At 47.2% G+C, this 21,050-nt stretch carries 15 protein-coding genes; 7 read left to right on the plus strand and 8 right to left on the minus strand.

Annotated elements, in window-relative coordinates; all coding sequences use genetic code 11:
- Positions 1 to 206 precede the first annotated feature (206 nt).
- The 5 genes from ACOJS8_RS01700 (at position 207) to ACOJS8_RS01720 (ending at position 7,761) form a co-directional block, all read left to right on the plus strand.
- The gene (locus tag ACOJS8_RS01700; protein ID WP_420146794.1) at positions 207 to 593 is read left to right on the plus strand and encodes a hypothetical protein; all 387 of its coding nucleotides are present in this window, start codon (positions 207 to 209) and stop codon (positions 591 to 593) included.
- Positions 594 to 692: 99 nt separating this feature from the next.
- On the plus strand, positions 693 to 3,767 hold the full coding sequence (secDF, locus tag ACOJS8_RS01705) for a protein translocase subunit SecDF (RefSeq protein ID WP_420146795.1): 3,075 nt from the start codon (positions 693 to 695) through the stop codon (positions 3,765 to 3,767).
- 142 nt (positions 3,768 to 3,909) lie between these two features.
- Complete coding sequence (locus ACOJS8_RS01710; protein ID WP_420146796.1) at positions 3,910 to 5,409, plus strand: APC family permease; 1,500 nt, start codon at positions 3,910 to 3,912, stop codon at positions 5,407 to 5,409.
- A gap of 108 nt (positions 5,410 to 5,517) precedes the next feature.
- On the plus strand, positions 5,518 to 6,321 hold the full coding sequence (locus tag ACOJS8_RS01715) for a sulfite exporter TauE/SafE family protein (RefSeq protein WP_420146797.1): 804 nt from the start codon (positions 5,518 to 5,520) through the stop codon (positions 6,319 to 6,321).
- A gap of 42 nt (positions 6,322 to 6,363) precedes the next feature.
- Positions 6,364 to 7,761 carry an MBL fold metallo-hydrolase gene (locus tag ACOJS8_RS01720; protein ID WP_420146798.1) on the plus strand — a complete coding sequence of 466 codons (1,398 nt, stop codon included), beginning with the start codon at positions 6,364 to 6,366 and terminating at the stop codon, positions 7,759 to 7,761.
- Between the two features lie 123 nt (positions 7,762 to 7,884).
- On the opposite strand, the gene ACOJS8_RS01725 is transcribed toward ACOJS8_RS01720, so the two are convergent.
- From ACOJS8_RS01725 to ACOJS8_RS01750, 6 genes are all read right to left on the minus strand, one after another.
- Positions 7,885 to 8,496: a hypothetical protein gene (locus ACOJS8_RS01725; protein ID WP_420146799.1), complete on the minus strand. Its 612-nt coding sequence runs from the start codon at positions 8,494 to 8,496 to the stop codon at positions 7,885 to 7,887.
- On the minus strand, positions 8,403 to 10,337 hold the full coding sequence (locus ACOJS8_RS01730) for a reprolysin-like metallopeptidase (protein WP_420146800.1): 1,935 nt from the start codon (positions 10,335 to 10,337) through the stop codon (positions 8,403 to 8,405). The genes ACOJS8_RS01725 and ACOJS8_RS01730 overlap by 94 nt, the downstream gene beginning before the upstream one ends.
- A 298-nt stretch (positions 10,338 to 10,635) precedes the next feature.
- Entirely contained in the window at positions 10,636 to 13,476 is a 2,841-nt protein-coding gene (locus tag ACOJS8_RS01735) for a M16 family metallopeptidase (RefSeq protein WP_420146801.1), read from the minus strand.
- Positions 13,477 to 13,605: 129 nt separating this feature from the next.
- A complete protein-coding gene (locus ACOJS8_RS01740) occupies positions 13,606 to 14,001 on the minus strand; it encodes a hypothetical protein (RefSeq protein WP_420146802.1) in 396 nt (131 codons plus the stop codon).
- A 124-nt stretch (positions 14,002 to 14,125) separates the two neighbouring features.
- On the minus strand, positions 14,126 to 15,457 hold the full coding sequence (gene xylA, locus ACOJS8_RS01745) for a xylose isomerase (protein ID WP_420146803.1): 1,332 nt from the start codon (positions 15,455 to 15,457) through the stop codon (positions 14,126 to 14,128).
- 195 nt (positions 15,458 to 15,652) lie between these two features.
- Positions 15,653 to 16,630: a phytanoyl-CoA dioxygenase family protein gene (locus ACOJS8_RS01750; protein ID WP_420146804.1), complete on the minus strand. Its 978-nt coding sequence runs from the start codon at positions 16,628 to 16,630 to the stop codon at positions 15,653 to 15,655.
- A 157-nt stretch (positions 16,631 to 16,787) separates the two neighbouring features.
- Between ACOJS8_RS01750 and ACOJS8_RS01755 the strand changes: the two genes are divergently transcribed.
- On the plus strand, positions 16,788 to 17,633 hold the full coding sequence (locus ACOJS8_RS01755; RefSeq protein ID WP_420146805.1) for an AraC family transcriptional regulator: 846 nt from the start codon (positions 16,788 to 16,790) through the stop codon (positions 17,631 to 17,633).
- An 8-nt stretch (positions 17,634 to 17,641) separates the two neighbouring features.
- On the opposite strand, the gene ACOJS8_RS01760 is transcribed toward ACOJS8_RS01755, so the two are convergent.
- Positions 17,642 to 18,343 (minus strand): NUDIX hydrolase, encoded by a 702-nt coding sequence (locus tag ACOJS8_RS01760; protein WP_420146806.1) that lies wholly within the window; start codon positions 18,341 to 18,343, stop codon positions 17,642 to 17,644.
- Between the two features lie 90 nt (positions 18,344 to 18,433).
- Entirely contained in the window at positions 18,434 to 19,246 is an 813-nt protein-coding gene (locus ACOJS8_RS01765) for an SDR family NAD(P)-dependent oxidoreductase (RefSeq protein ID WP_420146807.1), read from the minus strand.
- Between the two features lie 302 nt (positions 19,247 to 19,548).
- Between ACOJS8_RS01765 and ACOJS8_RS01770 the strand changes: the two genes are divergently transcribed.
- Positions 19,549 to 21,050, plus strand: a 1,502-nt coding sequence (locus ACOJS8_RS01770; RefSeq protein ID WP_420146808.1) for a TolB family protein, incomplete at its 3' end; no start/stop codon positions are given.

Consider the following 21,050-nt stretch of genomic DNA (forward strand, 5'->3'; position numbering starts at 1 on the left):
TGGAGTGACCAGAATCAAAAAATCAAAGAGAAGTAAGACCGCCAGTTTCATAGATAAGAAAGTCGGTAATCACCAACTACACATAGGTGAATTTCGCTACTATACGTAACTGTTGAAAAGCTAGAGGGTTATCTGGATTTAGGGTATAAATTCTATTTGCTTTCTAATAAAAATGATGCGAAATTTGTTATCCGCTACCGTAATTCATGAAGCAACCCCGCGTCATACAACGTCTTTCAAGCCTGCTATTGGCCTCTTTACTGCTGTTTACGGCGGTTTGGGGGTACGGCAACGTAATGCAGCAAGAGGCACTGACCACAAAAAAGGTTGCTGCGGAGCATACTAAGTCGGGCAAGGCGACGGATTCACATTCGGAAGATGCCCAACTGAGCGCGGCCCAGTTCGAAGCGGTCGTTACCCCTGCTGTGAAAGTAGGTGAGTCGGGTCAAACGGCTTTCTTGCTTCCTGCGCCTACGCTGGTGATTCTGCTCCTGTTGAGTATTCCATTACTCCAGCATTTTAGGCTTCCGCATTTCTTTTTTTCTTATTTTAAGTATGTCTTTGGGCATCATATTGCCACAAATGCGCCCTAGTGTTTCCCTGACACGCAAAATCGCTTGTCGATTGATCGCTTAATTTCTCCTTACATTTTTATTTAATCAGATGTCTGGGCAATCGCCCTGACTACTTTCATGCAAAACAGAACCGGAATTCTCATTCTGACGGGTGTCATTGCAGCTATCTGCATTTATTTCCTGTCGTTTACGTTCGTCTCGCGCGGTATAAAAGCGGATGCAGAGGCTTACGCAAGTAATAAACAAGGTCAGGTTGATCGTGACAAAAAACAGCATTACCTCGATTCACTCTGGAAAGAGCCCGTTTTTCTGGGAAGTACGCTTCAGGAAGTAACCGAGCGTGAGCTTGGCTTGGGTCTTGACTTACAAGGCGGTATGCACGTAGTACTGGCGGTGTCTCCTGCCGATATTCTGCGTGGATTATCCGGAAATAACCGCGATCCTAAATTCAATCAGGCGCTGAAACTGGCTCTTGAGGAGCAGAAAACGAGCAATACAAGCTTCGTTGATTTGTTCGCAAGTGAATTCAAAAAGCTCGCACCCGACACGAAGTTAGCCAGCATATTTGCTACCAGTGCCAACCGTGGTAAGATCAATTTCCAGTCGACAGATACGGAAGTCCGGAAACTGCTGAATGATGAAGTAAATGGCGCTACAACACGGGCATTCCAGATCATTCAGGCACGTGTCGATAAGTTTGGGGTCGCTAACCCAAACATTCAGCGCTTGCCAGGTTCGGGTCGCATTCAGATTGAATTACCAGGTGTCGACAATCCAGAACGTATTCGCCGTCTGTTAACGGGTGCTGCCAAACTCGAATTCGCCGAAGTTTATCGACTGAATGAACTGGCACCCGCTATTGAAGGAATGGGCGCTTATTTACTACGTGAAGAAACCGCTCGCAAGGCTGCTTTAAAAGCGAGTGCACCGGCTTCGGGCACAGCCGCCAAAGGGACGTCAAGTCTTGAATCCCAACTGGCGCAGGGGGCCAAGAAAGATTCAACGGCGAAGACCGATACCGCTGCTGCATCTGCTCAGGGAACAGCATTGACTCAGTTGTTCTTGCCAGTTGGCCAGGATCAATTAGGGGTTTATTTGAAAGATACTGCTCGGGCCAATGCGGTTCTGAACGCACCCGAAGTACGTAGTCTGTTCCCGACGGACGCTGTGTTTGCCTGGGATCGGAAAACGTTCAAAGCAACGGATGGTAAAGAAATCCTGCCTCTTTATTTTATTAAAAAACCGGGTGGGCGTGCACCGCTCGAAGGGGATGTCATTACGGATGCCTCTAACGACTACGATGATCGTGGCCGTCCTGAAGTGACGATGAATATGAACGCTGAAGGAGCACGCAAGTGGAAAAACCTGACAGCGGCTAATATCGGTCGTCCAGTTGCTATTCTGCTTGATAATCTGGTTTATACGGCGCCAAACGTGCAGAACGAAATTCCAAACGGACGGTCAAGTATCTCGGGCAACTTCACGGTGGAAGAAACCAAAGATATGTCTAACGTACTGAAAGCCGGTAAACTACCCGCTCCAACCAACATCGTGGAAGAGAGTGTAGTAGGTGCTACGTTAGGTTCGGAGGCCGTTAGCGCTGGTGTCCTTTCGTCGCTGGTAGGTATCCTGCTGGTACTGGGCTTTGTGGTATTCTATTATAACCGGGCGGGCTTCATTGCCGACATTGCGTTGCTGATCAACCTGTTCTTCCTGCTGGGCGTAATGGCCTCGCTTGGCGCGGTATTAACTATGCCGGGCATTGCTGGTATCGTTCTTTCGATCGGTATGGCCGTGGACGCCAACGTACTGATTTTTGAACGGATCAAAGAAGAACTGGCCGAAGGGAAAACCTTTAAGGTAGCCGTTGCGGATGGTTTTAAGAACGCTATGTCGTCAATTATCGACTCGAACGTAACGACGTTCCTGACAGGGGTCGTTCTGTTTATTTTCGGAACGGGTCTGATTCTGGGCTTTGCTACAACGCTGATCATCGGTATCCTGACGTCGCTTTTCGCGGCTGTTTTCATCACACGACTGTTGCTGGAATACTACATTCGCAACGGTAAAACGTTAACCTTCTCATCCTCCTGGGCGAAGAATCTGTTTGCTGATTCGAATTTCGACTTCGTGTCGCGTCGCAAACTGTATTATACCATCTCGTCGGTGATCATTGCGGCCGGTATTATCTCCGCCGTTTTCAAGGGCTTTGGGTTAGGTGTTGATTTTAAAGGCGGTCGTTCGTACGTTATCCGTTTCGAGAAAGCGGTTAGCACCGACGATGTTCGCAACTCGCTGGAGGGTATATTAGGCGCGTCTCCCGAAGTGAAAACCTACGGCGGTACGGGTATTGGCTCGAACCAGGTGAAAGTGACGACTCCTTATTTGATCGACGATAATTCGCAGGGAGCGGATAAAAAGGCTGAAGCCGCTATTTACAAAGGACTAAGCACCATTCAGGGTAATCCGGCCAAGATTGAAAGTTCGCAGAAAGTGGGTCCAACCATTGCCTACGATATTCTGACTTCGGCGTTATGGTCGATTTTACTAGCGGTTGCTGTTGTCTTTGTTTATATTCTGATTCGCTTTAAGAAGCTCGCGTTTGGTTATGGCGCTGTGGTAGCTATGTTCCACGACGTATTGATTATCCTGGCGATTTTCACGTTCTTCAATGGCATTCTGCCCTTCTCGCTCGACGTTGACCAGGCGTTTGTAGGTGCCTTGCTTACCATCATGGGATACTCGATGAACGATACCGTTGTGGTATTCGACCGGATTCGTGAATATCTGGCTGAAAATAAAGGCAAACGGGAAAGCATTCCGACAATTATTAACAACGCCCTGAACAGTACGTTGAGCCGTACGGCCGTAACGGGTTTCTCAACCATTCTGGTGCTGTTAGTCCTTTTCGTCTTTGGTTGTGAAACGATACGGGGTTTCTCATTCGCTATGCTGATTGGAGTCGTGTTTGGTACGTACTCATCGCTGTTCGTTGCTACGCCGATTGTGGTTGATGCACTGAGCCGTGACCAGGAGCAGGATGCTGCCATTCCGGCCATCGCCGAAAAGAAAACGGGCTTCGATGCTATCCCTGCTGACTTTACAACGAAGGCCCCTGCTACGCCAGAGGAGTTTACAGCGAAGAAAGAAAAGAAAGAGAAAAAGCCGCTGATTCGTCCTTCACAGTCCTAATTTATTAAGCCAGAAAAAGCCGGATGGTGTGAAAACTATCCGGCTTTTTCTGGTTCATGTCGTAGAATTTACTATCTTTCCCAACGTTTTTACCTAAGAATATTTTTCGAAACGACACGATCACCAAACTGTATTTTTCTGCATGGAAACCCAAATAAAACCTGTCGATACTAGCGTAATGCGCAAAAAGCCCCTCTCGGCTTATGCGGCAGATATGCAAAAGAGTGAGCTAAAACGCGTCTTAACCCGATGGGGATTAACCTCGCTGGGTATTGGTGCCGTTATTGGTGGGGGCGTATTTGTACTAACAGGTATTGCGGCTAATCAGTGGGCAGGTCCGGCGTTAGTTCTTTCATTCATGATTGCGGGTTTAGCCTGTACGTTTGCCGCTCTGTGCTACGCTGAGTTTGCATCTATTCTTCCGGTAGAAGGGTCGGCTTATGCGTATTCGTATGGTACGGTCGGTGAGATTTTTGCCTGGTTCATTGGCTGGAACCTGGTGCTTGAATATATGATGGGCGCCACAACGGTAGCCGTTAGCTGGTCAGGGTATTTTGAAAAACTACTCCACCTTTTTCACATCGACCCACCAATCTGGTTGATGAACGATCCGGTAACAGCGCACGAAAAAGCAGAAGCACTACGTGCTGCGGGACAAGCCGTTCCCGACTTTACGTTTGCTATGAATTTACCGGCTTTCGTCATTGTGTGGGTTGTTACGTACATTCTGGTAAAGGGTATCAAAGAAGCGGCCAGCACCAATAACCTGATCGTTATATTGAAAGTAGCGGTTGTTATCTTCGTTATTATCGCTGGTGCTTTTTACATCGATTCTGCTAACTGGACACCGTTTATTCCGGAGCCAGTTATGAAAGATGGTCAGCAACACTATGGCTTTAGTGGTATTGTTACGGCCGCCAGTATTGTGTTCTTCGCGTATATTGGTTTCGACGCTGTTTCAACTCAGGCGGGCGAAGCAATCAATCCCCGGAAAGACGTACCATTCGCCATTATTGCCTCACTTATCATTTGTACGGTGCTGTATATCATGGTAACTGCTGTGTTGACGGGTATGGTAAATTACAAAAGTCTTGATCTCAAAGCGCCTGTTGCTCAGGCTTTTGCTGATGCAGGCCTTACTTGGGCGGTGTATATCATCACGATTGCAGCCATTGCCGGTTTGACTTCCGTAATGCTGGTAATGATGCTTGGCCAGACACGGGTTTTCCTGGGTATGGCCAAGGATGGATTATTGCCTAAGGGTTTATTCGCGGCTATACACCCAACATTCAAGACACCCTGGAAGAGTACAATTCTTGTAGGAACTATCGTCTCGATTGTTGCCGCACTAACGCCGATCGACAAGGTTTCGGAATTGTGCAGCTCTGGTACGTTGCTGGCTTTTGCCATGATTTGCGGAGCGGTGTGGCTGCTACGTGTCCGGGAGCCTAATCTGGAACGTCCTTACAGAACTCCTGCCCTGCCGTTTGTTGCTACGGCGGGAATTCTGGCAAACCTGTATCTGATGTGGAACCTACGGACAGATACGAAAATTGCTTTCCTGGTGTGGGGTACGTTGGGGCTAATCGTTTATTTCGTTTACAGCCGTCATCATAGTAACCTCAATAATCCGCAGGACTAATTTTCAGGTAAGTACTGTTGAATGAAAAACCCCTTGGTTACATCCAAGGGGTTTTTCATTAGTCAACGGGCAAAACAACTCACCTAAGAAGTGTAGTTTTGTAACTACATGAGTGCACAGGAGTTATTTGGTTATGCGTCAGCTATCGTTGTAGGCTTGGTTATTGGGCTGGCTGGAGGAGGGGGGTCTATTCTGACATTACCAATTTTTATTTACGTATTTGATATTCCTACCGTTCTGGCCACTACATATTCCTTATTTGTCGTTGGATCTACTTCGTTTGTTGGTTCGCTTAATCATATCCTGAAAAAGCGGGTTGACTTGCCTGTCACGGCGGCTTTTGCACTTCCATCTTTTGTATCTGTTTACCTGAGCCGTCGCTTTTTATTGCCTTTTCTTCCTGATCCAATGCTTCGGATTGGGAATTATGTGCTTTCCAAGAGTGATGCTATCCTTTATTTTTTTGCTTTTATCATGATCATTGCCGCTCGGGCAATGATACGTAATGATCGGCCTGAGCAGGGCGAAGCTGCCGACGGCAGACCACGATACGGTAACCTGGCCCTTGACGGACTGGCCGTGGGTGTATTGACGGGTACAATTGGAGCGGGAGGTGGGTTCCTGATCGTGCCAATGCTGGTACTGCTGGCGGGCTTACCTGTTCATAGGGCTGTTGCTACGTCGGTTTTCATAATTGCCATTAATTCCTTTGTTGGCTTCCTGGGGGATATTCACCATACCCCCTTAAACTGGAATTTTCTACTACCATTTACGGGTTTATCAATCATTGGTATTTTTACCGGAATGTATTTGGCCCAATTCGTCGCACCCGACAAACTCAGAAGAGGCTTCGGTTGGTTTGTGCTGATTGTAGCGATGTATATGATCTCAAAGGAGATTTTCCTGAAATGACTCCACTATAATTTGAGATGGCATAAATAGAAAACAATAGGTATGGTAATCGAACAATTGTATACAGGCTGTCTGGCGCAGGGGGCCTATTATATTGAGAGCAATGGCGAAGCGGCTATCATTGATCCGTTACGCGAAACAGCGCCTTACATCCGTAAAGCCGAGAAAGATGGCGCCCGAATTAAGTATGTTTTCGAGACGCATTTTCATGCTGATTTTGTATCAGGGCATCTGGACTTAGCCTGGAAAACCGGCGCCACCATAGTATATGGGCCGAATGCCAATACAACCTATGAAGTTTATCATGCCAAAGATGGCGAAATGTTTGCACTGGGGGACGTAGTGATTAAGGTTCTGCATACGCCTGGTCATACGCTCGAGTCAACTACGTATTTGCTCATTGACGAAAACGGAAACGAAAAAGCTATTTTCACGGGTGATACGTTGTTTATTGGCGATGTTGGACGCCCAGATCTGGCCATTAAAGGCAATCTGACTGAACATGACTTAGCCGGAATGCTTTTCGACAGCCTGCAAACCAAAATTATTCCCTTACCTGACAACGTAACGGTGTATCCGGCTCACGGTGCAGGCTCGGCCTGTGGTAAGAATATGAGCAAAGAAACAACCGATACGTTAGGGAATCAGAAACGGTTCAACTACGCGCTTCGGGCAAAATCGAAAGATGAATTTATCGAAAAAGTGCTCGACGGGTTAACGCAGGCTCCCGCTTATTTTGCTGAAAACGCCCGCCTTAATAAAGAAGGGTACGAGTCCATTGATCGCGTTCTTCAGCGTGGAAGCCAGGCCTTTCTGCCCGATGCCTTCGAAGCCGCTGTCAACGAAACGGGGGCTTTGTTGCTGGATGTACGTAATGCGGCCGATTTTGCTCAAGGGTTTATTCCAAATTCAATCAATATTGGTCTTAACGGTCAATTTGCTCCCTGGGTTGGCGCACTCATTCCTGATCTTACGCAACCGATCGCTCTCATTACGCCTGTAGGGCAGGAGGGCGAAACCGTTTTGCGACTGGCTCGTGTTGGCTACGATAACTGCATTGGATTTTTAGATGGGGGCTTTCCGGCGTGGCAGCAGGCAGGAAAAGAAGTAGATACAATTGAGTCTATTTCAGCAGAAGAATTTGCACAGCGCTGGCAGCATAACCCGAACGTAGCAATTGTTGATGTTCGAAAGCCTGTTGAATTTGATGAGGAACACGTAAAAGGTGCTAAAAATCTGCCGTTAGACAACCTGAACGATCATATGGCTGAGATTCAGCGAAACGAACCCGTTTATGTGCACTGCGCCGGAGGGTATCGTTCGATGGTCGCCAACTCGATTTTAAAAGCGCGCGGATTTAATAACGTAGTAAACGTAGAGGGCGGAATGGGGGCTATCAAAAAAACGAACGTACCCGTCGAGTTTACCCTCACAGACTAGTGATTACTATCTATTCAATTAATCGAGTAATATATTGTTAGGCCCGCACTTATGTGGCATCTAAAACCACTCCTGCGCTAGTCTTGGAAGAGTGGTTTTAGATGCCTTTTTACTAACTCACGTTTATTGCTGGAAATAGTCGATCTTATCGGCGTCCACATTATTGGCAATCGTAGACATAGATTCTCCCCCGCTTCCTCCAACTAGCATCGAGCTAATACTCAATATCCCTGAGGTTGCGCCTGGACTTAACAGTCCAGTCAACCCAAACGAGAGCATCGTGCCATTGTCAATTACCTGTTCAGTTGTTAAGACATAATAATCGGGGTCCAATGCACTAAAGGACCACGCACTATTCTGAACCGATCGGCTGCCGATAGAGGTGGCAGTGGGAGGCATAGTCAAATTAAATTTTGAGTCTTTGCTGATCCTGGCTGTTACCAGTCCGCTAGTGGAAACTGAATTAATTTCAAAGACATCCACAACAACCGTAAAGTTGGTGTTCCCGTAGTGGGTTGAAGGGCTTGTGTATAAAACAGGTGTCAGGTCTGGTAAAGCGTCGGTGATGGTGAAATCAGCATTCGAAATGTCAAAGAAGATATTGTTGCTACTGGCAACCTTAATGCGAGCCTGGGTAGTTACTACGTTGGGTAAAGTAATGACTTGACTACCATCATTGGGCGTGTTAGAAGCCAGTACAGTAGTGAAGGATTGGCCTCCGTCGGTCGATAGCAAAATATCGACGTTGGCGCAACTGACCGGGGGGCAGTCGTGTTATTGACACTCCATGTGATAGTTTTGGGTGTATTTTGCCGATAAATGCCCGATAGGTTCGTTGTCTCCAGAAATGGTCCTGAATTCTCATCGACCGTTACGTTCATTTCACCATACGAAAGGCCACCCATTCCATCGCGGACGGTTAATCGATGGGTAGTAACAACACCTACCGAAGGTAGTTTGTCTCCTCTGGCCTGATTGAAGCCATTGAGTATGGCTGATAAGCGAGGAAACGTTCGCGTTCCACTTAATACGGGTTCATAGCTTCTAAAAAAAGGAGGCTGTGCCGTATTGTCCAGCGTAGTTAGATCAGGCGTCATTGTTCCAATATTCATCCCTTCCCAGGAATAGGTCAGTACATCGGCCGGATTAAGGTCCGTAGCGGTACCCGTTAAAGTAAACGGGGTTGATTTGGGAATGGTACGATTGGCTGGCATCACGACTACCGGTGCCACATTAGGCAGACTTGTCGTTGTATAACAGGATAACGTAGCGATAAAAGCTTCGGCCTGACTATAATTAGTACTATGGAACGTAAGGAAGGGTGCATATACAGGCTGTTCGTAATCATCACTCCCTGTATTATCATTACAGGTAAAGCCATAACTCATGATAGTTGTTCCTGAACCAGGTTCGACCGACGTTTCCGGTCTGCGGGTGGTACAAACGGGAATACTGCTATTATAGCTATGAGACATGTCAAATTGGTGCCCTATTTCATGAGCCACTAACTGATCATCAAACACCGGCGCATATGAGCCGTCTCCGACACCAGATACGCCCTGGCCTTTCTGCCCGTCATCACAAACTGAACCTCTGACAGCAACTCCTCCTCCCGATCCTGCTGCTGTTCCCAGTACGTGGCCAATATCATAATTGGCGCTACCAATAACCGCACTAAGGTTGGCCAGGTTTTCATCCAACATTGCATCCTGGTCATTATTAGTATAGGGATCAGTGGCAGTATTGGAATAAACTAAGCTCACATCGCTAACCAAGTTCAACTGAACACTTAGTTCAACTCGGTATACCGCATTCAGTCGGTTAACATAGCCTACTAATCCGGCAAAGGCGGCATTGACATCACCCCCATAAACAGCTTGCTGGGTAAACTCTCCATTGGCGGCCATCGCCAATCGAAATACCCTCAGTACGTTGCCCGTATTGTTTTGAGCGTTATTCAGACGAGCCCCTTTGTTGGTATCTTGAGTCTTAGTCGAAGGAACATTCGTCTGGTCAGTGCCGCATTTAGTGCTTTTGAATTGCCCAAAAGACTTTGTTGGTTTGGGGCGTTCAGCATCGCGGGCAAAATATGTTCGGTAGAGTTGGTCGGTCTTGTCAGTCGACACCTTATCGAAATAGACCGCATCACCGTCCACGCCTAAAATGACCGCATTGAACCCTAAGGTTGTAAAACTGATGCGGATGGTATAGTTTCGGTGCGTCTGACCCTGTCCATTATACGTTTTTATGTCAGGATGCTTGGCTGCTACGTTGGGTGCTAAGACAGGCGATTCGAGCATGTCGAAGGTTTCGACACTACCATCAGGTAAGGGAATTTGCAAAGGGATAGCGGGACCTTTATTCGTAAATTCAACGGGTGCTTTTAACAAATAATCTCGTAAATCACTCAACTTAAGGCGGTAGAAGACCAATTTCTTAATATGGCTGTTTTGGTCTGAACTGATGCGTAATTGAGGGGCTGCTTCAAAATAGCCTGTTTGCGCAGTCGCGCTGAATGTGCAGAGCATTAGTACTACAGATAGCGTAGTAAGCTTTGTGCAAATACATGCTTTCATGAGAAATTATTTTTAGTGAGTGAAAGGGTGGTTAATAGCCTGATAATAAAATTCTTATGCCGGATATAAGAAACATAAATTTCTTAATAAGTACACGGTTTCCTATAAAATAGGCTACTAAGCAAATAAGCAGCTTTAGACTGAACAAAAGTAGAGTTCAGTCTAAAGCTGCTTACAGCCTCGTGAATAGGAAATTAAATTTTGTACTTTTCTTTGACAACAGAGGTTATACCAGGTAACGTCAAAGATTTCACCCGATGGTGTACACTAACTAATACAAGTTGTTAAAAGACCCGCTTTACTGTTTCTTCTCCGGCATCAGTACTAACCGGATATAGTTGGAGCCCAGATACGTAGTAGCGGCTTCCTTCGTGCTCTCAACCGTTACTTTTTTCAGTTGCTCCTCTTCATGCAGAACTTCGTCGGGAGCGTCACCATTGTAATACTGATTCTGTAAATAGCCGAGCCAGAATTGATTGTCTTTCAGTTGAACTTCGGTTTCGCGACGGGTTTCCGCTTTGAACTTGGCAATATCGGCGGGCAGTGCACCTTTCTGCTTTACATCGTTGATCAGTTCCTGGGTTTTGGCGATCAGTTTTTCGACGTTTTCAGGGCCACAGCCGAAGTTGATCCGGAACGTGTAACGTGGTACGGGATATTTGGCGTAAGCTGCACTTGCACTGACCCCATAAACGCCACTTTCTTCTTCCCGAAGTTTTTCAATCAGTTTAATTTCCAGCACTTCCGCCAAGGCGTCTAACTGCGTAGTGGTTTCTGAAGTCCAGGTTAAATCGCCACTGTACACAAGCTGAACAGCCGCCTTCGGGTCGAGGCCGCGGTAAACGGTCTTGCTGATTTGTCCACTCGGAATCCGGATGCCTAAATCCTTGAATTTCTCATTCTTATCCGTGGCCGGTAACCCACCAAGGTATTTCTCGATAAGCGGTTTCAACTGATCTTCCTTGAAATTGCCAACAAAGATGAACGTAAAATCACCGGCATTGGCGAAGCGATCCTGGTAAATTTGTAAGGCTCGATCAAGGTCGATTTTATCTAAATCTTCAGGTTTAAGGGGCTGCCGACGCGGATTATTGTTGCCCAGCGTTACGGTTACCGTATCCTGAAAGACCCGTTGTGGCGTAGGCGTATTAATCTGGTTTTGCAGCGCGCTTCGCTGATTCGACAAAAAGCCTTTCACTACGTCAGCGTCTTTACGGGGCTGGGTAAAATAGCTGTAAAGCAGTTGCAGGGCAGTTTCTAAATCTTTAGGAGCTGCACTGCCATTGAGACCTTCGCTCAGTTCGCCTACGTATGGAAATACGCTGACCTGCTTTCCGGCCAGAAATTTGCCTAACTGCACCTGGTTGTATTCACCCGTGCCGCCCATTGCCGCCAACGTCGACGAGAAGCGGGCAGACGGGAAATCTTTCAGATCGTAAAGCGACGTACCACCTAAGCTGCTGGCGGCAAACAAAATTTGATCGTTTTTGAAATCGGTTGGTTTTAATACGACCCGAACGCCGTTTTTAAGTGTCCATTCTGTTACGCCGATATCTTTGATCTGCTTTTCATTGACAACGGGTGAGCCGGTTGGCTGCTTCGCCAGTAGTGGGCTATCGAGCGTCTTGTCTTCGTAGGCGGTTAAGCCTTTACCCGCATCGTTCACGTAGCTCAGAATCTGCTGAACGGTTGGAAGTTTGGCTTTATCTTTTTCCGGCGCCATGACAATCACCGCCCGGTTGTCGTTATGAATAAATTGATCGACCAGTATATTTACTTCGTCCAGTTTGATCCCATCCTGGACTTTTTTGAGAAAGTCGTAGTAGAAGTCAATGCTGGTATACGGTTCCTTATCCGTAAAATTCTGAACGTACTCATTCACGAAGTTGACCGAACGCGTTTTGTTACGTTCGCTATAGGCCTGCTCTACGTTCGTCATGAATTCCTGCTTGGCACGGGCCAGTTCAGTGGGCGTAAAGCCAAATTGTTTGACTCGGGCGTTTTCATCGAGCACGGCCCGAATCGCTCGCTCTACGTTTCCTTCTTTGGCAACGGCGATGGACGTAAAGGCATCAATATTACCCAGAAAATCGCTGTAATTACTGTAGCCTCCCAGAAAAGGCGGATTGGCACGCTGCGTCAGCTCCTGAATCCGATTGCCCAGCATGGTATTGAATAAGCCCCGCTTGATACTTTCCCGTAAATCGTTCAAGGTTTTTTCCTTGATTTCAGGACGTTTATAAATTACCTGCACCACCGTATTGGGTTGTTCGGGATCGGTCACGACCACTACCTTAGTGTCTTTGTGCGCCGGAATATCATATTCAGTACGTGGTTTCGGATTTTTTATGGCCGGAATTCGTCCGAATTTTTCACGGATTATCCCTTCAACCTGCTTTACATCAAAATCGCCAACTGCAATAACCGCCATCAGATCAGGCCGATACCAGTCTTTGTAAAACTGACGTAGCGTTTCCGGTCGAAACGTAGTGAGTACCTGCTCTGTACCGATAGGCAACCGCTTCGAATATTGCGAATTATTCAGTAGAGCGGGGAAATACTGATCCCGCATCCGTTGGCCCGCACCGCGCCCCAGACGCCGTTCTTCGAGCACAACACCCCGTTCTTTATCAATTTCTGTAGGATCAAGGGTAGCGTTATGGGCCCAATCTTCCAGAATTTGAAAGGCATTGGTAAAGACATTAACCGAATCGGTCGGTACAGGCAACTGATACACCGTCTCATCGAAACCCGTGTACGCGTTCAGGTCGGCCCCAAACCGCACACCCGATGATTGCAGGAAATTAACCAGTTCGTTTTTGGGGAAATTCTTCGTGCCGTTAAACTCCATGTGTTCCATGAAGTGGGCCAAACCTTGCTGATTCTCGTTTTCCAGCACCGAGCCTGCCCGAATCACTAACCGAAGTTCAGCGCGATTTTTGGGCTCAGCATTTTTGCGGATGTAATACGTCAGTCCATTCGGCAGCTTCCCAACTTTCACGTCGGGGTCGAGCGGAATAGGCGCATTCAGATTCAGGGGAGCAGGTTTCGTATTAGCTGGTTTAGCTTTGGGGACGGGTTGTGCCATTACCATTGAGGCACCAAGCAACAGGCTTATACTTAAAGGAAAACGTACCATTCGGTCGCTTAAATTAAATTGTGGTTCTTAGTCCGAATCGAGCTGTAAGATAGCGACACGTAGGCATTTCACTACGTTCTTACAAACGGCTATATCGTGGAATAATAACGAGTTAGAGCGATGAATCGTTTATCGTTTTAATACCAATAAAATGCCGATGGTTATAGACGCAATAACAGAGAACCAGCAGATGGCAATGACCCAACGTATCGGAATTTCCCACATGGGTGCGTGAAGCAGTTGGGTTTCGTCATCGGTTTCTACAGTTCCGTAAAAATTACGATTGCAGAAGTCGCCCCAATCAGAATAGTCAATAAAACAAGCGAGTGCATCCAGAAAAACGGGTGATGAAACAGTTGACGACTGCCAGAATGCCTGCAACTCATGGGCATCTACGTACTGATCGGTACGATTGCAGATAAGCTCACTTAAATGCACAAAGTCGCGTGGCCGCCAATGCGACGACGGTTCCCAGTGCAGGACGCGCTCAATTTGCTGTTTAAGATCGTCAGTGTAAGGTTTCACACTTAAAGAACAGCATTTTGTTGGAAAATTCTATAATTTTTCTTTGGTAAATAATGCGTTACGTAGTGATTTAACCACAGAGGCACAAAGTTCTCTTTATGCGCTCTGTGGCTATTATTGATGGCTAAATGTACTGATTGATAAGGCTTTCGAGCCATTCCTGCTTGCCGCTACGTAGCTGTGGCTCGCCGTTTTGCATCGTATAGCTGCGCAGGTCTTCGAGCGATAGTTTTCCGTCTTCGAAATCTTTGCCAGCGCCTGCGTTGAACGATTCGTAGCGCTCAGCCCGGAATTTCAGATAGTCCGATTCCTGAAGAATTCGATTCGCAATGACAAATGACCGGGCAAAGGCATCCATACCGCTGATGTGCGCCACGAAAATATCTTCCAGATCAGTTGAGTTGCGACGCACCTTCGCGTCGAAGTTAATACCGCCTGGTTTGATGCCACCCGCCTGTTGAATAACCAGCATGGCTTCTGTCAACTCGTATAAATTGATTGGAAACTGGTCGGTATCCCAGCCATTCTGATTATCGCCCCGGTTGGCGTCAATACTGCCTAGCATACCGGCATCGGCCGCTACCTGAAGTTCATGATCGAATGTATGACCTGCTAACGTAGCGTGGTTGACTTCGATATTGAGCTGGAAATCCTTGTCCAGCCCGTACTGACGGAGGAACCCAATCACCGTAGCGGCATCATAATCATACTGATGTTTGGTCGGCTCCATCGGCTTTGGCTCAATGAAAAACGTACCGTTGAACCCTTGCTTGCGGGCATAATCGCGCGCCATTGTCAGAAAACGGGCCAGGTGTTCGACTTCCCGTTTCATATTTGTGTTCAGCAGCGACATGTAGCCTTCCCGACCGCCCCAGAATACGTAGTTCTCGCCATTCAGGGCAATGGTAGCATCAATTGCGTTTTTCACCTGCGTACCGGCATAGGCCACAACGGCAAAATCAGGGTTGGTGGAGGCCCCATTCATGTACCGCGGATTCGAGAAAACATTGGCCGTTCCCCACAGCAATTTCACCCCGCTGGCCTGTTGTTTCTCCTTCGCGTAATCAACAATACTCTGCAGATGCTTTTCGTAATCGCTGGCCGTTGGTCCTTCATCAATCAAATCGATGTCGTGAAAGCAATAATAAGGGGCACCAATTTTCGTGAAAAACTCAAACGCTGCATCCATCTTGTGCTTCGCCCGAACAACAGGATCGCTGTTCAGATCCCAGGCAAATTGACGCGTACCGGGGCCAAACGGGTCACCACCGGTTCCGGTGAACGTATGCCAGTAGCTAATGGCAAATCGCATATGCTCACGCAGCGTCTTCCCGGCTACAATTAATTCGGGGTTGTACCATTTGAAAGCCAATGGGTTTTTCGATTGAACTCCTTCGTAAGAAATTGGGCCAATGCCTTTGAAAAATTCCTGATCGCCTAGCGTTACGTTCGACATAGTAGGTTCGGGTTAATGTTTTTAGTATGCTTGCTTTTTTAGTGTAAAAATGACACTTAAAATTTAGTTGTCAAAGCGACACTTAAAAATATCGATTATCTAAATAGAAAAAGTAGGCACGGATTGAGCCTACTTTTTCGTCTATGGTATCACTTAAATGCCTTTAACCTATCAATTACACTTGCTGTATCTGATTTACTCCCATTGACGTAGCCCCAGAAGTTTTTCGCCTAGTTCCGACAGGTTGGCTCGTTCGTAGCGGGTTTTTTCCCAGTTACGTGGATCACCGGGAAAAGCATAACCTTCAGGAGCCTGACGGTCGCGCCAGGACGTAATGCGCCACTGACGTAGTGCCTCATTATCTTCTTCGGCAGGCATCATCGAAATGTATTGAGCCAGACGCACTTTATCCTTGGATAGATTGGGCCGAATGCCGTGCGGTTGTGTACTGTTGAAAATCAGCAAATCGCCCGCTTCCATTTTTACTTTCACCAGATCGAAGCCCGTAATATCCGGTTTGAAATGATCGCGGTCGGTAGGCTGCGTTAATTTCCAGGTGTCGTATGTTCGATAGAGTTCGGGAATGCACTGAAATCCACCCATATTTTCGTCGGTCTGATCGGCCAATGCCAACACGCCCTGTACGTTCTGTGGTTTGGTTTCCGGATCATAGTCCCAGTGGATAAAGCCTTTAAATTCGAAACCGGGTTGAACGGGGAGATTCAGATTCGCGCGGTCGATGGTAACCCACAGTTTTTCGGTTCCCCAAATGTCGACGAATGCATCGTAAACACGCGGGTATTGCCGGTTGTCCCATTCGTACTGGTGGTTGTAGAGCTCAACCATGCCACTGTTAGTCAACTCTTTCATTTTCATCTCAGCCCGTGGAGGAGCGTACCAGGTGGAGGGATCGGTCGGGTCTTTTTCTTCAAATTCCCACAAGAGCCGGGCTAAGCGTTCCGCGTTTTCTTTAGGAACGGCCTGTTTGATAACGATATATCCGTTGTCTTTCCAGAACTGCCAGTCTTCTTCCGACAGCACACGTAACGATTTCCCATTGGATCGGTCGTTCAGTTTGATTTTGCTGCTGGTTGCTGTCGACGGGTTGCCTGGAATGTCTTTGTGAGCATTATCCGGAATCATAGCAGGGGCCATTGTTTTTGTCGCTTCCATCACTGATCTGGTATTTAAGGGTGTTTTTGTTGTAACAAAGGTAGTCTGCTACGTAGTACAGGTGTTACGACAGAACTTGCCAGTTTTTGAACTATATTGCTCATAATCTGGATAGATAACTCACTACGTATCGAAAATTGGTAAAAAAGATGAAATAATGAAAGTCTCTTTTGAGCAGATAAATCCGGATACGAATAGCTCGTTCCACCTGTTGCTGACTCCTCATCTGAGTGACGTATTTCTATGGCACTATCATCCGGAATACGAAATTGTCTATATCGAAGGAACCAATGGTACTCGTCATGTGGGCGATCATATTTCCCGCTACGAAGGGAGTGATTTGGTGTTTATTGGGCCCAACATTCCGCATCTGAATTTTGATTACGGTGTTAGGACCGATCATCAGAAAGTAGTCGTCCAGCTAAAGGAAAATTTTCTGGGTGAGGTATTCTGGCAGGCGCCTGAACTGACGGCAATCGCGCAATTATTCGAACGCGCTCGTTCGGGTATTTCATTCTACGGGTCAATAAAACAGGTTGTTGGTGAGCAATTAAAGCAGTTGGCTGATCTGCCACCTTTTGAGCGGCTGATGCTCCTGCTGAAAATCTTTCAGCAACTGGCAGCCAGTTCCGAATACGTAGCGTTACATGGCGAAGTCGTTACCAGCGTTTACAACCTGAATGAGCAACTGCGACTCAAGCGCATCCACCAGTTTATTGCCGAACACTACGTCCGTAAAATCGATATCATGGAAGCGGCCACACTCGCTAATTTAACTGAAGCGGCCTTTTGTCGATATTTTAAGCGGATGACCCGGCTAACGTTTACGCAGTTCCTGAATAAGTATCGGGTGAATCAGGCGCAGAAGTTATTGCTGGTAGACAATACCGTTACGGAAGCCTGCTTCGCGTGTGGTTTCGAAAGCTTGTCTTACTTCAACAAAATATTTCGGCGCGTTACGGGCGAAAATCCGTTGCAATTCAAAAAACGCCACCGAACTTAAGCCGTATTCTAAAGCAACGTATCAGGATTCGGAATAAAGTTCAGAAAGGAGTGGGTAAGCTGTTGATACTTTTTGGTGTCAACCTGATAAAAAAAAGCGCCCCGCTTCGAAAAGCCTTTCTGCTTCTCGTTCAATTTAATGAGCAGGTTAGTAGATAAAATCTTTCGGCTGAAGTTCCGCTTGTCAAATTCCGTGTTATAAATGGCGTCGTACAATTTCTTTAGCTGAGGAATTGTAAATTTCTCCGGCAACAGTTCGAAGCCAATAGGATGTTGAGCAGCCTTGTAACGGAGGTGTTTAATGGCTAGATCAACCATATCGGCATGATCAAACAAAAGAGGAGGGAGGTCGTAGAGGGGAAACCAGCGTGCCTGAAAAGTTTCCGAAATTTTTGATTCGTAATCGGCCACTTTCACTAAGGCGAAATAGGCGACGGAAACTGTTCGGACAATTGGGTCCCGGCTGGGATCGCCAAAAGCATGCAGTTGTTCCAGATATACGTTGTTTAAGCCAGTCAGTTCAAACAGAATCCGGACAACGGCCTGTTCCAGACTCTCGTTGGGCTGAAGCCATCCACCCATTAACGACCAGGTTTCTTTCTCCACACCCCGCTTTACCAACAGTACGTTTAACTTATCACCATCGAATCCCAAAATGATCGAATCTAGGGCTAACAAATACGGCTGCTGTTGTTTGTACTGTTCTACCATCCGGTGAGTAAGCTTTGTTCTGTAACGTGTAGAAAAAGAAACTAATAAATTAAAGGCTGAGAGCGAATCTATACTACGTAGTAAGAGGCACTAAAAACCAATTGAGTTGCCACCATCAACTGGCAATGATACGCCCGTAATGTAGCGAGCCGCTTCGGAAGCCAGAAAAACAGCAGCCCAGCCAATGTCTTCAGGTTTACCAAAAGCACCCATCGGCGTCCGGCGCATGGCGCGTGCAAACCGGTCAGGATCGCCCCCCATCGCGGTTTTACTCATGGCTGTTTCAATAAAGCCCGGTGCAATGGAATTGACCCGAACCCCTTGCCCGGAAAATTCGGAAGCCAGCACACGTACCATTCCTTCTACCGCCGATTTGGACGCTGCATAGGCTACGACCCGATCGATGCCATAATAAGCGGCCATCGACGAAATCATAATGATCGAACCACTACGTCGTTCGAGCATCCGTTTGGCACAGGTACGGGTTAGCGTAAAAACGGCGTTTAAGTTCGTGCTGACAATGCGATCGAAGTCCTCATCGGTAACTTCCAGAGCTGGCTTTTTCATGTTGATTCCCGCATTATTGACCAGAATATCAATGGAACCATATGTCGTTTCAATTTCGGAAACCAGATTTTCCAGCGATGCCCGCTCTGTTACGTCATTGACAACGTAGTGCGCTCTGCTGCTTGTTCCTTCTGCTATTAGAGTCGTTACGGCCTCCTTTAGCGGTTGCTCCCGACGCCCGGTGATAACGACGGTAGCGCCAGCCTGAACCATACAGCGGGCAATATCAAAGCCAATTCCACTACCCCCTCCCGTTATGAGGGCTAATTTTCCTGCCAGCGAAAAAGCTTGTTGATGGCGAGCGATTTCGCTAACCTGACCTTGCGTTTGTTCCATGCTTATGTAGGGTTTAGGCAAGTAATCGTTGCCGACACTTACTGAGCCAAAATTACACAGCTCAGCCCGACTTGCAACAAAGCAGGGTGTCTAAACAAGCATCTGATTAAAGCAGAGGTGGCATCAGAACATTTTTCGAATCCGTAATCGGTAGAATATTCAAATCTATGCTTCTTAAAAAATCAGTTGGCAGCTAATCACATGCTGGTGAAAAAGTAGCAGTATGGCTACGTATCGAAACAAAAAGCCAGTTTCATAACCTTGCGTCGTCCGAATTTAACCATTGCCTAAAATCCTTTCTGATGAAATTACTCAACCTGCTTTTCGTTTCGAGCGTTGTTTGCCTGACAGCCGTCTCGGGTTCCGCCCAAAATACATCACTTGGCCTGTTCGAAGGGCACGGTGATGTTGGCGACGTACTGAAGAAAGGTTCGGCGACTTATAACCCCAAAACCCGCGAATATACTTTGTCCGGTTCAGGCTATAATGTCTGGTTTGATCACGATGAATTCCACTATCTGTGGAAGCGTATGAAGGGTGACTTCATTTTGTACACACGGGCTGCACTTGTTGGGAAAGGCGTAGATCCTCACCGAAAGGTCGGCTGGATGGTACGTAGCAGCCAGGATGGTAAATCGCCACATATTAATGCGGTCGAACATGGCGATGGGCTGACTTCACTACAGTTTAGACGTACGTCGGGAGCTGAAACAGAGGAGATTAAATCAAAAATAACCCAGGCGGATGTGATTCAGCTTGAGCGTAAGGGCACTACGTATACCATGCGGGTTGCAAAGTTTGGTGAGCCGTTTGTTACGGAGCAGGTTACCGATCTAAGTCTGGGCGACGAGGTGTATGTTGGCTTATTTGTGAGTTCACATAATAAAGACGTACTGGAGCGGGGTACTTTTCGCGATGTACGGATTAGTGCACCTGCGCCCGAAAGCCTGGTTCCCTATCGTCAGTATTTAGGCAGTAATCTGGAGATTCTGGACGTAGCGTCGGGCAATCGCCGGGTGATTTACAATTCGCCAAAGTCGCTTCAGGCGCCCAACTGGACTCCTGACAATAAAACACTGATTTATAACAGCGATGGTCTGATCTATGCGTTCAATCTGGCCAAAGGTCAGCCTGCTCAACTCAATACGGGCAGTGTAAAGAACAACAACAACGACCACGTTCTTTCCTTCGATGGTAAGATGCTTGGCTTGAGCAGTGGCGTACAGGCATTAGGTGGCTCTATTATTTACACCGTTCCAGTAACAGGTGGCGAACCCAAACAAGTGACCCCGAAAGGTCCGTCGTATTTGCATGGCTGGTCGCCCGATAAAAAACACCTTGTATTCACAGGGCAACGTAACGGGGATTTTGATATTTACCGTGTTCCGGCGGAGGGCGGTGCTGAAGAGAGGCTAACGGACACAAAGGGACTCGATGATGGACCCGAGTACACACCCGATGGAAAATACATTTATTTCAATTCTGCCCGTACCGGTACAATGCAGCTTTATCGCATGAAAGCCGATGGCAGCGAGCAGAAAGCCATTACGAACGGTGAGTTTCATGATTGGTTTCCGCATATTTCGCCTGATGGCAAATGGATTGTTTTCCTTTCTTTTTTGAAGGAGGAAGTAAAGGCCGACGAGCACCCGTTTTACAAGCACGTTTACCTGCGATTGCTTCCCATTTCGGGGGAAGGCCAGCCCAAAGTAATTGCCTATATCTACGGTGGTCAGGGAACGATCAATACGCCTTCCTGGTCGCCGGATAGCAAACGGGTCGCGTTTATCAGCAATTCGGAATT

The sequence above is a fragment of the Spirosoma sp. genome (assembly GCF_048594605.1).
Taxonomy (GTDB): domain Bacteria; phylum Bacteroidota; class Bacteroidia; order Cytophagales; family Spirosomataceae; genus Spirosoma.

Coding starts and splice junctions, on each gene's coding strand:
- ACOJS8_RS01700 (WP_420146794.1), top strand. CDS start 207: ATGAAGCAACCCCGCGTCATACAACGTCTTTCAAGCCTGCTATTGGCC.
- secDF (WP_420146795.1), top strand. CDS start 693: ATGCAAAACAGAACCGGAATTCTCATTCTGACGGGTGTCATTGCAGCT.
- ACOJS8_RS01710 (WP_420146796.1), top strand. CDS start 3,910: ATGGAAACCCAAATAAAACCTGTCGATACTAGCGTAATGCGCAAAAAG.
- ACOJS8_RS01715 (WP_420146797.1), top strand. CDS start 5,518: ATGAGTGCACAGGAGTTATTTGGTTATGCGTCAGCTATCGTTGTAGGC.
- ACOJS8_RS01720 (WP_420146798.1), top strand. CDS start 6,364: ATGGTAATCGAACAATTGTATACAGGCTGTCTGGCGCAGGGGGCCTAT.
- ACOJS8_RS01730 (WP_420146800.1), bottom strand. CDS start 10,337: ATGAAAGCATGTATTTGCACAAAGCTTACTACGCTATCTGTAGTACTA.
- ACOJS8_RS01735 (WP_420146801.1), bottom strand. CDS start 13,476: ATGGTACGTTTTCCTTTAAGTATAAGCCTGTTGCTTGGTGCCTCAATG.
- xylA (WP_420146803.1), bottom strand. CDS start 15,457: ATGTCGAACGTAACGCTAGGCGATCAGGAATTTTTCAAAGGCATTGGC.
- ACOJS8_RS01750 (WP_420146804.1), bottom strand. CDS start 16,630: ATGGAAGCGACAAAAACAATGGCCCCTGCTATGATTCCGGATAATGCT.
- ACOJS8_RS01755 (WP_420146805.1), top strand. CDS start 16,788: ATGAAAGTCTCTTTTGAGCAGATAAATCCGGATACGAATAGCTCGTTC.
- ACOJS8_RS01760 (WP_420146806.1), bottom strand. CDS start 18,343: ATGGTAGAACAGTACAAACAACAGCAGCCGTATTTGTTAGCCCTAGAT.
- ACOJS8_RS01765 (WP_420146807.1), bottom strand. CDS start 19,246: ATGGAACAAACGCAAGGTCAGGTTAGCGAAATCGCTCGCCATCAACAA.